Source organism: Rhodococcus sp. P1Y (genome assembly GCF_003641205.1).
Lineage (GTDB): Bacteria > Actinomycetota > Actinomycetes > Mycobacteriales > Mycobacteriaceae > Rhodococcoides.
On sequence record NZ_CP032762.1, the window covers coordinates 776550 to 792114 of the forward strand.

Consider the following 15565-nt stretch of genomic DNA (forward strand, 5'->3'; position numbering starts at 1 on the left):
TCGTGTCAGGCAGACACTGCATCGACCGGTTGGTCGGCGTGCTCGAGGGTGTTGGTCGTGATATCGCCCTGCTCAGCTAGCCAACGCTCGGCGTCGATCGATGCGGTGCAGCCGGTCCCTGCCGCAGTGATCGCCTGCTGGTACACGTGGTCGACGAGGTCGCCCGCCGCGAAGACTCCCGCCACCGAAGTGGCCGACGTCGGAGACGCAACCGTGACGTAACCGGCGTCGTCGAGGGCGACCTGTCCCTTGACGAGCTCGTTGCGTGGATCGTGACCGATGGCGACGAACATGCCGGTCACAGCGAGGGTGCTTTTCTCACCTGTGAGTGCGTTTTCGATGGCCACACCCGTCACCGAGGAGTCACCCAGCACTTCCAACACCTTGGTGTCGGTCAGGAAATTGATCTTCTCGTTGTTCTTGGCGCGTTCGAGCATGATGCGTGACGCGCGGAACTCACTACGTCGGTGGACGATGGTAACGCTGCGCGCGAAGCGAGTGAGGAACGTTGCTTCCTCCATGGCAGAGTCGCCGCCGCCGATGACAGCGATGTCCTGATCACGGAAGAAGAATCCGTCACACGTGGCGCACGCACTTACCCCACGACCGAGTAGCTTCTCCTCGCCGGGGATGCCGAGGTACCGGGCTGCTGCGCCCATCGCCAAAATGACGGCGCGCGCGCGGTACGTCTCGCCTCCGGCAGATACGGTCTTGATTTCACCGTCGAGCTGAAGTTCCTCGACGTCTTCGGTGCGGATGTCGGCTCCGAAGCGCTTGGCCTGCTCGCGCATTTGTTCCATCAAGTCCGGACCCATGATTCCTTCGCGGAAGCCGGGGAAGTTCTCCACCTCGGTGGTGGTCATCAACGCGCCGCCGAATTGCGTTCCCTCGAACAGGAGGGGCTGGAGCTCAGCCCGGGCTGCGTAGACGCCAGCGGTGTACCCGGCCGGTCCAGAGCCGACGATGATGAGGTCGTGAACCTTGGGCGTAGTCATGCGGGCCTTCCGATAGATGCTTGAACAACGTGTGTGTCAACACCAGGGTAAAGGTTGTTGTTCCCGCCGACCCGCCACGCAGAGCAATCTCAATCGACGTCGCGGCGAACGAGGGTGCCTGGGTTGTCGACACCGCAGGTGGGCTCGACCGCCAACAACGTCAAACCGGACGACGCTCCGTTGCGCGGGATGACGAGCATGATGCCCGAGCGGCCGTCCAACTCGACGGCTGCGCTTCCCAAGACCACCGAGAAGCGATCGAATCCGTTGGCCTGCAGGCAATCTGGAAGTGCGACGGAATCGATCAGTTCGTTCGCGCCGCGATTGGCCATCACGTCGTATGCCAGTGAGGAATCCAGACGGTTCGAGTCGATCACCAATGCCGGCGGATCCACCACCAGTCCGGGAGCCTGGGCGACGGTCTCGGAGCCTGCGTCGTCGTTGGAAGAACTCACGAACGCAACGGCCGTGGTGATCCCGATAACAACCGCCACGGCGGCTGCAGCCCCGACAACCATCACAGTTCGCGGTACGCGACGCCGTGATGCAATCGGCGTCACCGGCGTCTGGTCTCGTGGCGGTTCGAGAGGTCCGGCGGTGCTGGAGACGGGGTTCTCGGCCGCGGCGAGTGCGCGATCGATTCGTTCGGCTACGGCAGGGGGCATGGCTTCGCCGCGGGCCAATTCGTTGCCGGAGGCAGCGAGTGTCGCGGTCACCGCGTCGAGTGCCGCCAAGACGCGGACGGCCTCCGGATCCCGACGGACGCGTGGCCACAGTTCCTCGCTCACGGACTCGCGCAGTACACCCGCATGCAGGTCGGCGAGCAATTCCATCGAGAACGGCTGTGAAGGGTACGGCTGCTCGGGCTCTGTACCGTGCGAAGCCATCGACGTCTCCTTCCCTACACAATCCGTCGTACACATGGTAGGACGCAGCAGCCGGGCTATCGGTTCCCATCCGTGCGCAGATATTCCAGAAGGACTGCCAACTTGAGCCGTCCGCGTGCGCAGCGACTCTTCACCGTCCCGGCTGGAACACCGAGAAGCCGCGCCGCATCGGCAACCGAGTAGCCCTCCATGTCGACGGCGACCACAGCTGCGCGTTGTTCGGGAGCGAGTGTCATCAGGGCAGAGTGGACCTCGATGGATGTCTCGACGGTTGCCATCGGGTCCCGCGCATCGGCCAGCTCGAGCGCATCGCCGTCAGGAAGCGGAATCGTCGGACGTGAGCGGTTGCGGCGAATGCGGTCGAGACATGCATTGACGACGATCTTGTGCAGCCAGCTTCGAACCGCTGCATCGGCGCGAAACGAGGCCGCCATGCGATGTGCGGACAGAAGGGCTTCTTGAAGCGCGTCTGCCGCATCCTCGTTCGTGTAGCTCGTTCGTCGAGCGGTCATCCACAAATGCTCGTGATGACGATGAACGAGCATGGTGAACGCCGTTGGATCACCCGCTACGTGAGCAGCGAGAAGTTCGACATCGGAACGTGCATTGAGCACTCCCCCCACGCCATTGTTTACACCAGCAGTCCCCATACGAAAACGGCTCCCCCCGTGTTACCGCATTGCTGGAGAGCCTAAAGCATCGAGACCGCAGAGTATGTAACGTTCGTATTTTCAAGCAATTTGCAGTAAAAAGTGCCGCTAAACAGACCGGAATCAGGATTGCGCGGTGAATCCGAACTCCGCGATGGAGGACTGATTACGCCCGCTGTCCGTACTCAAACCGGTGATCCACAGCAGCACGTGGCTGGTGGGCTCGCTCGCCTGGAGCGGGATTTCGGTGACACCGTTGCCCAGCGTCGCCTGTCCGATGACCGTCGTGTCGCTCAGGCTCGGCGAATCGCTCGGTGCCGACCGGATCTCCACCACGGTTCCAGGAGAAGGCGATGTCACCGAAGCACTGGTGAGGACCTGGGAAGACGGAAGCGTCGCGAGTAGGCCCACGCCGTTCTTCAGAGAGGGGAATGGCTGGAAGTACGAGTCGGATGCCCACTCTGTCGACGGATCGCCGTCCGCTGCGTTGGATGCCGTCGCCGCGTTGTCGGCACTTCCCTGGGGCGAGAACACCTCGACGGAATCGATTGCCACCGGCGCTGCCGCAGGTGCCGGAACCGGTGCTCCCGGGGCCCCGGGGGCCGGAGGTACGGTCTCGGGTGTCGTCAGGCCGAAGTCCTGCTGCGTGAGGGGTTCGTCCGTGCTGCCCCCAGCGATGGACGTGAACAGCCAGTAGCCGGCGAAACCGAGAACAACGACGGTGAGCACGCCCAACACGGCGAGAGCAATGTTGGTGTTCCGCGACCGTTGCTGTTGAGCCGCGATCTCCTCGGGGTCTGCGAGCGAATGCCCGGTCGCACCGGGTGCTCGCTGGCCCAACCGCAGCGCAGGCATCAGATCTGTCTTGTCGTTCACGACTGCAGCTTGATCGAGCACGTGCTGAACGGTCGCGGCGGTTCTGATGCCGCTGTTCTGCTCCAGCGCGCGAACTGCGACCGCAGAAATCTCGAAGGGAACGTCCGGCCGAATCCGGCGAGGCTCGACGGCGTTGCCGCTCGCGTCCCGATCGGCGATCTTCATGCCACCGACGGACCTGACCTGAGCGTCGGGCCGAGCAGTGGGGTCGGTCAGCGGCCATCGCGCTGTGATCAGGGCGTACAACATGGCACCGAGACCACGAACATCGGAACCAGGGTCCGCGTCGGCGAGGGTCGCGGGGAATGCGAGAACGGCGTTGCCGCTGGTACTGATGCGAACTCGATCCGGATGGTCGATCGAGAGCGCACCGCCACTACGGTGAGCTGCTTCAGCGGCGGCCGCGAGTGCTTTGATCGCTCTCGCAGCGCCGGTCGGAGAGGGCACCGTGTCGGCCATCTCGCGAAGCGACCGGCCAGGCGTCCACTCGGACACGACAATTCCACCGGAGCTGCCCCGGACAACGTCGAGAACACGTGCAAGCCCGGGTGAATTGATGCGCCCGAGGCGCAGCGTGCGCGAGAGAATTGCCTGAGGGCCTTCGGGCCGGTCCGCCGAGAGATTGGTGGCCTGCTGATCTGCATCGACGAAGGTCAGTGCAACTTCGCGATCGAGCTTGACGTCGTGCGCCTGCCAGAACTTCAGCCCTCGTGCGCCGCCGTGTGGGGCCAGCAGACGATAGCGGCCGCCTGCGACCGACGCACCGGGAATGAGCTTGGGACCGCGGAGCCCGCGAATGTCGCCACCTGCGGGTGGTGCGACCGAAGGGGCGGCCGAATTTCCGCCCGTTGCCGCAGCGGGGGCCGTCTTCGCACCAGGTCCACCCGAATCAGGTCCACCCGAATCAGGTCCGGCCGCTTTAGGCCCGGCCGGTTCGGTCTCGTCGGTGATGTTCAGAGCTTCCGTGGCGTCCAGAGTCTTCGGGTTCTTCGAAGACGCCGAAGTGTCGACGGCTTCGCCCTGCGCCGGGGCCGGCTTTGCTTCGGCAGCCTCGCCGGACTTTGCTTCAGCAGCGGTCGGCTTTGCTTCGGTCGGCTTCGCCTCGGTCTGTTCGGTCGGCTTCGCCTCGGCCCGTTGAGTCGGCTTCGCCTCGGCGGCACGGGGAGCTGGCTTTTCCGTTGCAGCAGAAGTTTTTTCGGTCACCGGGGCAGCAGACTTCTCGGAACCGACGGTGCTCTCGTCGGCGTCGCTGTCGGTGGAGGAAGGCGTATCGGACGAAGAGTCCTCGCTCGCAGCCGACGTGGATGACGCCGCGGCAGCACGAGCTGTGTTTGCCCGCTCATCCACCTCGACTCCACCAGGTGCTCGCTCGGCGCCGTTGGTCGCGGACTTGGCCGGCCCCCCAGCCACTTCGTCGTCGGTCACTCTCACTCCTTCACGCGTGTGATCCCCGGGTTGCCCCATGCGTCCGCCCCGTTCGAACAGATGCGACGAGGACGGCGTCCCGGTCCGCCGAGGACCAGGGTACGGGAGTCGGTCGCGTGCAGTGTCCCACGCAGGGGCAGATGTGACGGCGAGTATGCGTTCGGCCGGGACCGAAGCGACAGGTTCGGGGACGGGCCCCGACTTGCCGCGGACTTTGTCGACGAGTTTACGCAGTGCAACCGTCACCGCGAGCACTTCCGGAATGCGCCCGAACCACAGAATGCCGAAGGTGATGCCGAGCATGAGAACCGCACAGACGGCGACCCGTAGGATGGCACCGATCATCCCGAGCGGATCCGTCAATGCACCCAGATCGGCGATCCGATCGATAGCGAGCATCGCCGTGCCACCTGCGGCCGATGCGATGAGCACCATCCAGATCGTTTTACCGATGTTGATCATCCGCAAGTCGCCGAGACTGCGATGGAGCAGGAATCCGCCGATGCACGCACCGACGACGAAGCCGAAACCATTGGCTACGCCGAGCCAGAGCACGACCTGCTGATCGTTCTGTGCGAAGACCGGCGCCAGTGCCGACAGCGCGATCTTGACGCCGGTGATTCCGAGGATGATCCACGTCGGCGTCCAGGCTTGTTCCCGGGCGTAGAAGACACGGAGGTGGATCAGCACGAGTGCGTAGGGAATGAGCGTGAAGGCCGACCAACTGACGGCCTCGCCGAGCCGCGGTGCCTCGTCCTTGAAATTGCCGAACCCGAACAGTGCTTCGCCCACCCACGGGCCTGCGAACGTCAGGAACACTACGATCGGCACGAGTGTGACGAGGGTCAGTCGGGTAGCAACCGACAGGTCGTCGACCACCGCAGGGGTGTCACCGTTGGCGGCGTTTCGGCTCAGGCGCGGCATGATCGCCGTCAGGACGGTGACGCCGAGGATGCCGTACGGCAATTGCAGCAGGATCCACGCCTGCGAGTAGATGGCAGGGCCGGACTCGTCGGCAGCTGCGGAGATTCGGGTGGCGAACACCAGACCGAGCTGGCTGATCACGACATAGAGAATGATCGCGGCCGCCATGCCACCGAAAGCCTTCAAACGCGCGTCGAAACCCCAGAGCGGACGCAGATCGATCTTTTCGCGGCGCAATGCCGGGATCAGTGCCATCACCTGTGTCACCACGCCTGCCGTCACGCCGAGACCCAGGATCAGGATGTGCGGATCGCTCATCTCCACCGGGTTCAGCGTGATCTCGCCCGGTACCAGGAAGTACAGCGAGAAGATGCCGAGGACGACGAGGTTGTTCCATACCGGTGCCCACGCACCGGGCCGGAAGTTCTGCCTAGTGTTCAGGATTGCGGTCAACAGCCCGGACAGGCCGTAGAAGAGTATTGCCGGGAGAACCAGATAGGACAGAGCCGTGGTCAGCTCACTGCTGACTTTTGCGTCGTCCTCGATCAACATTTCGCTGAGCAGGGGCGCACTGATGGTCGCGATCACCGCGACAACGGCGAGCATGGTGAACGCCAGAGTGAACAGCCTTCGTACGAACGACGCACCGCCGTCGGAATCTTCCATTTCGGCGCGAACCAGAACCGGGACGACGATGGCGGTGAGGACTGCACCGAGGACCAGCTCGGAGATCATGTTCGGCAGGATCGTCGCGGAGGTGAACGAACTCGCAATCGCCCCGCCGAGAATCGCCAGCATGACGATCTGTTTGAAGAACCCGGTAATACGGCTGACCAGGGTCGCGACGGCGATCGATCCCGTCGCCGCCATCAAACTCTTCTGCGTCTTGGGCGCGGGCTCGTCGGGTTCGGCGGCCGGCTGTGGCGCGACAGGAGGGTAGTCCTCGTCCCGGAACCGCGGGATCAGCTGGGTGACGGAGTTGTCCGGTGCAGGCCCACCGTCGGGCGACGGCGGAGCCGGATAGCTGCGCATCTCGCGCACCGGTTGCCAGCCGAACTCCTGGCCCCTCGGCCTGCCGTAGCCGTCGCGCTCCCACGGTGCCTGACGAGGCGGAGCGGTGCGACGAAACACTTGGGCTGCGGGCAGCCGTGTCCGCGGATTCTCACCCTCGTACGGGATGTCACTACCTGTCATGAGTCACCGCCCGTCATGGCCTTTCGTATCCTTCGTCGGCGGGGTCCGGCTGACCCTTGAACCGATGCCACAGTCTGCGTCCTGCCAGCAGCAAGAGAAGTACACCGGCGCACGCGGTGATGATCGCCAATGCCTGTCCGTATGCGTTCGACCGTACGGATACCGTCGACGGTTCGCCCAATTGCTGGCCGTCGAGAGTGGTCAGCGAGAAGTCGACGGAGAGGTTGCGGCTGTCGTCGACCTCGGCGGGCACGGTGATCGTTCTGCTGCCTCGGGCCGGCAAAGCCATCGATCCGACGTCGCTGACCCTCATCACGGGCGGCGCATCGACCTTCAGTCGAACGTTCACACCGACGGGTAGGTCGTTGCGAGCGACGAGGAGTAGCGGACTTTGCTCCGACGCAAGCGTGTAGACGCCTCCGGGCGCCAGAACGGTCACCGAGCTGAACACCGCGTCGAGCCCCTGCTCGGAAACGTCCATCCGGTCGCGGGCGGAGTTCGACGCTGCCACCGAATCCACGGAACGATCGGCCGTACCGATCGTGCGCAAAAGGTCCTCGCGGAGCGGGGCGGTGAACAACCGCGGGGTCAAGGCCGACTGTGGGTCCTCGACCAGCGAGCCCCGCAAAGCCTCGATCCGCTTGCTCTGCGCTCTGACTCGGTCTTCGAGGTCCACGTCGCGGTCGCTCTGCCGAATCGTTCTGGTCTCGACGGGCAACCCGGTGGGCTGCGCGGCAGCAAGCTCTCCGAACGGGCGCGGAGTGGCAAGGCCCGAACGCAGCAGCGAGGAGACGGTTCCCAGAATTGCATCCGGTTCGTCGCCGCCCGCCGTCCAGTACTGGGGTGGCGCGATCGTCAGGGCGCGTTCGGCTGCCGTCACGGGCGCCAGTGCGTGGTACGTGATCGCGCCAAGAGCGTCTTGGAGACGCGCGGTCCTCGAGTCCGACGCCAGGTCGTACCGCTGATCGTCCGGCGTGTACGCCGGCGTGGCCGGGACGTCACCGACGCCTGCCAGTGCCGTCGCCGTAGCGGCGTCGAACACGGTCGCGTTCAACTCGGCGTCGGCAGTACTGCCCCCGACGACGCGGGCAACGCTCCCCGACGCACCCGGCGCAATGCTGTTGTCTGCCAGAAGCGCGGTTCGGGGGCCCGTCGACCGGACGGCGGCGGCACCGGTCTCGCCCAGCTGACCCGTCGAACTCCAGACGACCCCGCGGACCGAGGTGACCCCGAGGATGGCGTCGACGATGTCGGAGGGCGATTCGATGGCGGTCGACACCAGGGACGCGTCGCCGACGTTCCCGAGCGTGTCCAGATCCACCTGCGCGAACGGAAGCGCCGTCACACACGTCGATTGCGCCAGGTTCTCCAGCCTCGACAACCAATTGGACGCCGCGTCGCGACCCGCGCCCTCGCGGGCTGGGCCCTTCGGGTCGTTCGGATCGTCGACGACCAGGTAGCCGCGCGTCATGTTCGACACGGTGACCAGCAGATCGGGGTCGATGGCCAGACAGATGGACTCCGCCAATCGGCCCTCGGGATCGAGTTGGTCCGTCGTCGCGAACTCCACCGACTGCAGTAGCTCGTCCAGGCGCCCGCCCGAGACGAGTTCACCCGCAAGTTCGTCGTCGACGAGACGGACCTTCTCGTCCAGGGATCCGGGGAGTCCGGCGGCGAGGCGTGGCTTGTCTGCGAGGGGCCACATGAGCGTGGTGGCCACCGGGTCGGCAGTGCTCGGGGGCCTGGGCGCGGCGTCGGGAGACGCCGGATCGGGGACCGTCGGATCGCGAGGGACGCCGGTGACGGGCAGTAGAAAACGCGCGTCGTCGAGCCGTGCGGTTCCGCCGTATTCGGGGGTTCCGTTGACGTTGAGCAGCACCGGATACACCCCAGGCTGCTGGACACCCAACGAAGGTCCGACGGCACTGCGCAGCGGCATCGAGATGACGAACTCCGCGCTCGCGCCCCGCTCGAGGCTGCCTGCGACGAGTTGGAACTCGCCGACGGATCCGTATTCCTGCTGGTCGAGGGACAGTGCGGTGCGAAGCTCTTCGGGCCTTTCGACGGCATCTGCGCTCTGCATCCTGACGCTGATGTCGTCGACGCGTCGGTCACCGGTATTGGTGACGGTCGCCCTGACCGTGACGAACGGCTCACTGCTGGTGGTCACGGTTCCGGGAGCGACGGTATCGACCGAGAGGTTCAGAAACTGAGTGCCCTTGGTTGTCTCCGGCAGATCGGTCTCACTCGATTGATACGTCACTTCCGCCGACGTACTGGGATCCTCGGTGTCCTGAGCTGCGGCGACGCCAGTGCACGTCAGGGCAAGCATCAGCGCGGTCAATGCGGCCGCAGTGACCTTCGGGAGCCTCACCATCACTCCCTGCCGACGGGCGTCTCGGCGTCCGGCCCTGCCATACCCTCGATCAGCTGGCTGGCTATGGCGGCCAGCTTGCGTTCGTCGGCGTAGGCCAACCGCGAAGACAGCTCAGTGAGTGGGACCCAGGCAACCTCGGTGACCTCCACGTCCTCGTCCGACAACTCACCGCCGAGAAAACGCAGAAGATAGTGATGCACCGTCTTGTGGACGCGACGGCCCTCGGTGACGAACCAGTAGTCGATGCTCCCCAGCGACGCCAAGACCGATCCCTGGATACCCGTCTCCTCGGCAACTTCACGCATTGCGGTCTGCTCGGCGGTCTCGCCTTGCTCGATATGGCCCTTGGGCAGGGACCACAGCAGGCGTCCCCGGCGATCCGTCCGACCGATCAGTGCCGCGCACCGCAGCGAGGGAGGGCCATCGAGACCGTCCACGACCAGGCCCCCGGCAGAGGTTTCCCGAACGGTACGAAGCCTGGGCTTGTCACCATCGGCGCGCGCGTTTCGCCGCCGCGGGTTGCGGCGGCTCCTGTTCGCACGTTCGCCAGCAGACACCCAATCCATACTAGATGGAACACGCACCAACACCGCTTTGCCTCACCGTGCTCGTTCCGCGGGCTCCACTCGTGACCTCACCGTGGTCGTTCTGCGGGTTGCACCCACTAGGCTTTCTCGACGTGGCCGAGAAGTCTCCCTACCCCCAGCCGTCCGAGAAGTCTGCCGACCGTCGGGCGAGACTCACCGCGGCGGCCGAGCGCACTCTGGGAATGCTCTCCGACGTACTCGGACCGCTGGCCGACCGATTCGTCGACGAAGGTCACGAGCTGTACCTGGTCGGAGGCAGTGTCAGAGACGCCGTCCTCGGACGACTCGGCAACGACCTGGACTTCACGACGGACGCTCGACCGGAGGTCGTGCAACGACTCCTGTCGGGCTGGGCCGACAACCAATGGGACACGGGAATTGCCTTCGGCACGGTCAGCGCGGCCAAGGGCGATCACCTCATCGAGATCACCACGTTCCGCACCGACTCGTACGACCAGGTTTCCCGCAACCCCGAGGTGCAATACGGCACGAGCCTCGAGGAGGACCTCGTCCGTCGGGATTTCACCGTCAACGCGATGGCAGTTCGGCTCGGTGCGGACGGTGCGCAGGAGTTCGTCGACCCGCTCGGCGGCATGGACGCGTTGCTCGAAGGCCTTCTGGACACACCGTCGGCGCCCGAGAAGTCGTTCGGAGACGATCCGCTACGCATGCTCCGCGGCGCACGGTTCGTATCGCAGTTGGGCTTCTCACTGATGCCGAGGGTTCACACCGCGATCAAGGAGATGGCTGCGCAGATCGGACGCATCACCGCCGAACGCGTCCAGGTGGAATTGGACAAGCTGATTCTCGGTGAGTTCCCGATCGACGGTATCGACGTCATGTGCGAGACGGGGTTGGCCGGGTACGTGCTTCCCGAGGTTCCGGCGATGAAGCTCGAGATCGACGAACATCATCAGCACAAGGACGTGTACTGGCATTCACTGACGGTGTTGAAGCAGGCGATCGATCTGGAGGACGGGGATCCCGACCTCGTATTGCGCTGGGCTGCACTGCTTCACGACATCGGAAAGCCGGATACCCGTAAGCACGAGCCAGGCGGCGGCGTCAGTTTCCACCATCACGAGGTCGTCGGATCGAAAATGGTGCGTAAACGGATGCGCGCGCTGAAGTACTCCAAGAAGATGATCGACGACGTCTCGCAGCTCGTCTTCCTGCACCTGCGGTTCCACGGCTACGGCAAGGGGCAGTGGACCGACTCGGCTGTTCGCCGCTACGTCACCGACGCCGGTGAGCTACTTCCCAAGCTGCACAAGCTTGTTCGCGCCGACAGCACGACACGGAACAAGCGTCGGGCAGCGGCGTTGCAGGCCACCTACGACGACCTGGAAGAGCGAATTTCCGCACTCGCCGCGCAGGAGGATCTCGCCCGGGTACGCCCCGATCTCGACGGCAACGCGATCATGGAACTCCTCGGCATTCCCGCGGGCCCCGAGGTCGGCAAGGCGTGGAAGTTCCTCAAGGAGCTGCGACTCGACCGAGGGCCGCTCCCCCGAGACGAGGCCGAGAAAGAACTCCTGGCCTGGTGGAAGGGCGCTTCACCTGCTCAGCGAGCAGGAGTGGAGCCTGCGGAATGACTCTATGGGCACGAGTGGAGCCTGCGGAATGACCTTATGGGCAGGAGTGGAGCCTGCGGAATGACCTTATGAGACTGTCGCCTTCATGAGGTATACGTTGTAGCTGTCCCATTCGGAGACGGTGAAGTAGAGTTCGCCGCCCGAGGACCAGGGGTGCATGAAGCCGCCGTAGGTCTTGGGGTACTCGGCGGTTCTGACGAGCGTCGACGGGGCCGTCCATTGTCCCTGTGGTGAGTTCGATTCGCGCAGAACGATGTTGCCTGCGATGGGATCGAGGTACGTCATCTGCCAGATCGACCGCTCGGCGTCGAAACGCACGGACAGTTCGCTGGCGATTCCGCCGGCAATTTCGGTTGCGTCGTTGGAGTCCACGGGGGCCCAGGTACCGTTCACCCAGTACTGGTAGGCAGTCTTGTTGAGGACGTCGCCTTTGGGCACACGGGCAAGACCCACCGATCCGACACGGCCGTTGACGGTGCCGAACATGTATACGAAGTCGCCCTGTGGAACCATGGTCGAAACCTGAAACTTGGACAGCCCGAACATGTTGTCCCACCGCGCATGTGGATCCTTCGTCCAGGTCGATCCGTTGTCGTCCGAGTAGGCGATGCCGCCGTAGTTGGTCCACCACATCCCGGGGATCGTGCTCCAGCGACGGATGGACATGTACGACAGGTATTGACGGTCACCGATCGGGAAACCCGACGTGGGGATGACCGTCGTCTCCCAGTTCTTCACCTTGCGGCTGGACAGCAATTCGGCTGCGTGGCAACGGGAGTCCTGCACCATGCTGTCGATGGTCATGCCGTCGGACAAGTCGGTGTCGGTACTGAAGCCGAGTGTGTTGCTCCGCCAGTCGGGTCCTCCGACGACGCCGTACTGCCAGCCTTTGCCGAACGAATCCCCGAACGCCACAGCAACTTCGCCGGGCTTGTTCTCCCACATGATGCCCAGATCGGTGCCGTCGACCTGCCAGCGCTTGTCGGTCCGGTTGTCCGAGCCGTGACCGGTGAGCTGAGATACCACTCCGACATCCGCGACGACGGGCTTCGCGGGTGGGGCGCTTGTGGGACCTGGTTCCGCTGGGTTGACCGCCGCAGGTGGGGCTGGGTCGATCGGATCTCCCGGCGGTCCCGGTACTGGGATCGGGATGGTCTCAGGCTGAAGGTCCAACTCGATTCGCGGAAAGGGGAATCGAGCGGAGCCGGTTGAGCCGCTCACCTTGTCCGGGTCGTCGGTGAGGTCGGGACACGGGTCGAGGCATGGGTCGGTGAGTGGCTCTGCTTCGACGCGTGTGTTGTCGGGCTTCGGGTCGGGAAGCGGAACCAACTCGACGGACGGGTACGGGACCGGGATACCGATGCGGTCGGGTATCGGTGGCAGCACCGGAGGCGAGTCGAGGCTCAGCGGCTCCGGCGGGTAGTCCTTCGGATCGAATCCGGTCTCGCCGCACTGGTTGACGGGCAACGGCGGAGCCGCGTGCGCCGGCGTCACCAACACGGTGCTCGACGCGGTGAGGGCGAGAGCGCAGCCCAGAACGACAGAACGGGCGCGCATCCTCTGACCTCCTGATTACATCAACAGACCGGCTGGTTTGCGAGAAAGATAGCACTGAGCGCGGTCTCGCCGCGCGCTACCGCGCGCGGCGAGCGTTCATCGACACCAGTACAAGACCGAGAACGTAGACGAACCCACCTGCGAACACGACGACGTGTGCGGAGGTCTCACCGACGAGGTTCGTCGTGGCCGGCCCGACTGCGAATGCAGCGGCCGCAAGTGCGCCGACGAAGAAGATGTTGAAGACGGTGTCCTGCAACGCGAAGACGCGACCGCGGTGATCGTCGTCGATCTCGGTCTGCATGGACGCGTCGCCGGTGAGCTTGATGGTCTGGCCTGCGATGCCCAGCAGGAACGCGCCGAGTAGCAGGCTCGTCTGCGTGAGTGCGGCGATGAACGTGACTTGGACGACCGCTGCGAGTGCCAGGGCGCCGACGATGGATCGAACGCGGCCGAGCCGCGGCAGGAGAAAGGGCGTCAGGACAGCGGCGATCAACATGCCCGCAGCCGTTGCGCCGACGGCGATGCCGAAACCGGCCAACCCACCTGGGAGCGAGCTGGACGTGGTTTCTCGAAGAATGAGAACCATGATCAGGGTGTCGACGCCGAAGACGATGCGGTGAACGCCGATTCCTGCCATTGCCGCGGTGACCGTCGGGGACTTCCAGACTGCGACGGCACCCGATTTGAGCCCGGCCGCGATGTCGACAACGGCGTCGAGGGCGCCCCGATCGCTGCTCTCGATCAGAGTCGCCGGTCCCAGGGAGCGCCGGGCGAATCGCGCGGCAGCAAGGGTTCCGATGATCGAGCCCGAGGCCGAGGCAGCGACGGCCATGCCGGATCCGAAGTCCCCAGCGCCGAAATAGCCGATGATCCCGACGGCTGCTCCCGCTCCCGCGGCTGCGAATCCCGAACCGATCGTTGCGAGAAGCGAGTTCATCGGGACGAGCCACTCGGTGCGCACCACATGCGGTAGGGACGCCGACACGCCTGCGAGTACGAATCGGCTCAATCCGACTGTCGTCAGAGCGAGGAGAAGGAGAGGTGTCTCGCCTCCTCCGGCGCACAGGAGTGCTGCGGTGACGGCGATCAGCACCATTCGGAGAACGTTGGCCCACAGCACGACCGCTCGCCGGTCCCAGCGGTCGAGCATTGCGCCGGCGAACGGTCCGATCACCGAGTACGGAACCAGCAGAACGGCGAACCCGGCAGCGATGGCTGCCGGGTTCGATTCGCGTTCGGGATTGAACAGAATGGCGCCGCTCAAGGCCGCCTGGAAGAGACCGTCGCCGAATTGTCCAGCGAACCGAATGGCGGTGAGCTTGCCTGCGCCCGGTGAATCACGCAGTCGCGTCAGTAGGGTCTCGTCGCTCACTTACGGCACTTTAGCCTCAGGACCTCGTCACGAATGCGTCAGCTCCTTCGCTTCCCACCAGGCCACGGTCGCGGCAGTTCCCTCGGCCAACGGAGTTGGGCGCAGTCCGAGAACGGCTTCGCTGCGTGAACTGTCCAGCTGGTACGGCTTAGCGAATTGGTAGAGCGTGTCTCCGAGTTCTTTGAGCGGCCCGGGAACCACGCCGAGTGCTCGAACGCACCACGCCGGGATCGTGCCGACGGTCGGCGCCTGCACGTGCGCGGCGTCGGCGAAGAGTTCGATCATCCGACGCTGAGACACAGCGGGTGCCGTCGGTGCGTGCAAGACGGTGTTCCACAGATCGCGCCTGGATCCGGCGGTGATCAGTGCTGCAGCGAAGTCGGGCATGTACGTGAACGAATGCGGCAGATCGGCGTTCGCAATGACTCGAATACTTTTGCCGTTCAGAACGTTCGGAACCACGCGGTCGCCCATGTGCGAGGTGAGAACGCGGGGACCGTAGAAGTCCGAGGCGGCGACGCTGACGGTCGGGGTGCTGTGAGCGTCGCGGGCGGCCAGGAGCATGGTTCGGACGCCGAGCTTGCGGTGTGTTGCGTTCCGTGGGGCATCCTCGCGGATGGGTCCGTCGATGGGGCCGTAGGAGTACAGACCTTCGGGGAAGACCACGACGGTTCCGGCGGCGGCGTCGAGCACACGCTGTTCCATCTTCGGAAGCTTCTCTCGCCACACCTTGTCCTCGTACGCGACATGTGTGCACAGGTAGATGGCATGCGCGCCGTCGAATTCCGCTTGGAGATCATCGGATTCGATGTCGACGCGGCGACGCTCGATCGACGGGTGATCGGGTCCGGATCCGGACCTGGTGAGAATTCGAACCGAATGGCCGAGGTCGGCGAGCTGCTGCGCGACGGTCCACCCGACGGGTCCTGCTCCGACGACGATGTGTAGCTGGTTCATGATGCTTCCTTCATTCGATTCTGTGAGCGCTGCTCTCTGTTTCATCGAGTGTGCACCTGCTGGCGACGAAAAGCAAGAGCAGTGCTCTCAACAAAGACTGACCCGAACTATAGGAAATATGAAATGTAGTAGTTATGCTACGGAATATAAGCGAACAGCAACGCTG

At 64.5% G+C, this 15565-nt stretch carries 10 protein-coding genes; 1 reads left to right on the top strand and 9 read right to left on the bottom strand.

Annotated features, from left to right (window positions below; genetic code table 11):
• Positions 1-5 precede the first annotated feature (5 nt).
• The 6 genes from trxB to D8W71_RS03700 all read right to left on the bottom strand — a co-directional run bounded on the left by trxB (position 6) and on the right by D8W71_RS03700 (position 9885).
• The gene (gene trxB / locus D8W71_RS03675; RefSeq protein ID WP_121111091.1) at positions 6-995 is read right to left on the bottom strand and encodes a thioredoxin-disulfide reductase; all 990 of its coding nucleotides are present in this window, start codon (positions 993-995) and stop codon (positions 6-8) included.
• A gap of 89 nt (positions 996-1084) precedes the next feature.
• The gene (locus tag D8W71_RS03680; protein ID WP_121111093.1) at positions 1085-1882 is read right to left on the bottom strand and encodes a hypothetical protein; all 798 of its coding nucleotides are present in this window, start codon (positions 1880-1882) and stop codon (positions 1085-1087) included.
• A 56-nt stretch (positions 1883-1938) separates the two neighbouring features.
• The gene (sigM, locus tag D8W71_RS03685; RefSeq protein ID WP_121111095.1) at positions 1939-2532 is read right to left on the bottom strand and encodes an RNA polymerase sigma factor SigM; all 594 of its coding nucleotides are present in this window, start codon (positions 2530-2532) and stop codon (positions 1939-1941) included.
• A 123-nt stretch (positions 2533-2655) separates the two neighbouring features.
• A complete protein-coding gene (locus D8W71_RS03690; RefSeq protein ID WP_236077692.1) occupies positions 2656-6951 on the bottom strand; it encodes a murein biosynthesis integral membrane protein MurJ in 4296 nt (1431 codons plus the stop codon).
• A gap of 13 nt (positions 6952-6964) precedes the next feature.
• Positions 6965-9328, bottom strand: a complete 2364-nt coding sequence (locus tag D8W71_RS03695) for a DUF6049 family protein (protein WP_121111097.1) — start codon at positions 9326-9328, stop codon at positions 6965-6967.
• Positions 9328-9885 carry an NUDIX hydrolase gene (locus D8W71_RS03700; RefSeq protein ID WP_121118518.1) on the bottom strand — a complete coding sequence of 186 codons (558 nt, stop codon included), beginning with the start codon at positions 9883-9885 and terminating at the stop codon, positions 9328-9330. The genes D8W71_RS03695 and D8W71_RS03700 overlap by 1 nt, the downstream gene beginning before the upstream one ends.
• A 122-nt stretch (positions 9886-10007) precedes the next feature.
• On the opposite strand from D8W71_RS03700, the gene D8W71_RS03705 reads away from it, so the two are divergent.
• A complete protein-coding gene (locus tag D8W71_RS03705; RefSeq protein WP_121111099.1) occupies positions 10008-11510 on the top strand; it encodes a CCA tRNA nucleotidyltransferase in 1503 nt (500 codons plus the stop codon).
• Positions 11511-11576: 66 nt separating this feature from the next.
• On the opposite strand, the gene D8W71_RS03710 is transcribed toward D8W71_RS03705, so the two are convergent.
• From D8W71_RS03710 to D8W71_RS03720, 3 genes are all read right to left on the bottom strand, one after another.
• Positions 11577-13067, bottom strand: coding sequence for a DUF4185 domain-containing protein (locus tag D8W71_RS03710; RefSeq protein WP_121111101.1), 1491 nt, complete (start codon positions 13065-13067; stop codon positions 11577-11579).
• A gap of 76 nt (positions 13068-13143) precedes the next feature.
• Complete coding sequence (locus D8W71_RS03715; RefSeq protein WP_121111103.1) at positions 13144-14442, bottom strand: MFS transporter; 1299 nt, start codon at positions 14440-14442, stop codon at positions 13144-13146.
• Between the two features lie 27 nt (positions 14443-14469).
• Positions 14470-15399, bottom strand: a complete 930-nt coding sequence (locus D8W71_RS03720; RefSeq protein WP_121118520.1) for an NAD-dependent epimerase/dehydratase family protein — start codon at positions 15397-15399, stop codon at positions 14470-14472.
• Between the last annotated feature and the right edge of the window lie 166 nt (positions 15400-15565).

Coding starts and splice junctions, on each gene's coding strand:
- D8W71_RS03710 (WP_121111101.1), bottom strand. CDS start 13,067: ATGCGCGCCCGTTCTGTCGTTCTGGGCTGCGCTCTCGCCCTCACCGCG.
- D8W71_RS03690 (WP_236077692.1), bottom strand. CDS start 6,951: ATGACAGGTAGTGACATCCCGTACGAGGGTGAGAATCCGCGGACACGG.
- sigM (WP_121111095.1), bottom strand. CDS start 2,532: ATGGGGACTGCTGGTGTAAACAATGGCGTGGGGGGAGTGCTCAATGCA.
- trxB (WP_121111091.1), bottom strand. CDS start 995: ATGACTACGCCCAAGGTTCACGACCTCATCATCGTCGGCTCTGGACCG.
- D8W71_RS03695 (WP_121111097.1), bottom strand. CDS start 9,328: ATGGTGAGGCTCCCGAAGGTCACTGCGGCCGCATTGACCGCGCTGATG.
- D8W71_RS03680 (WP_121111093.1), bottom strand. CDS start 1,882: ATGGCTTCGCACGGTACAGAGCCCGAGCAGCCGTACCCTTCACAGCCG.
- D8W71_RS03720 (WP_121118520.1), bottom strand. CDS start 15,399: ATGAACCAGCTACACATCGTCGTCGGAGCAGGACCCGTCGGGTGGACC.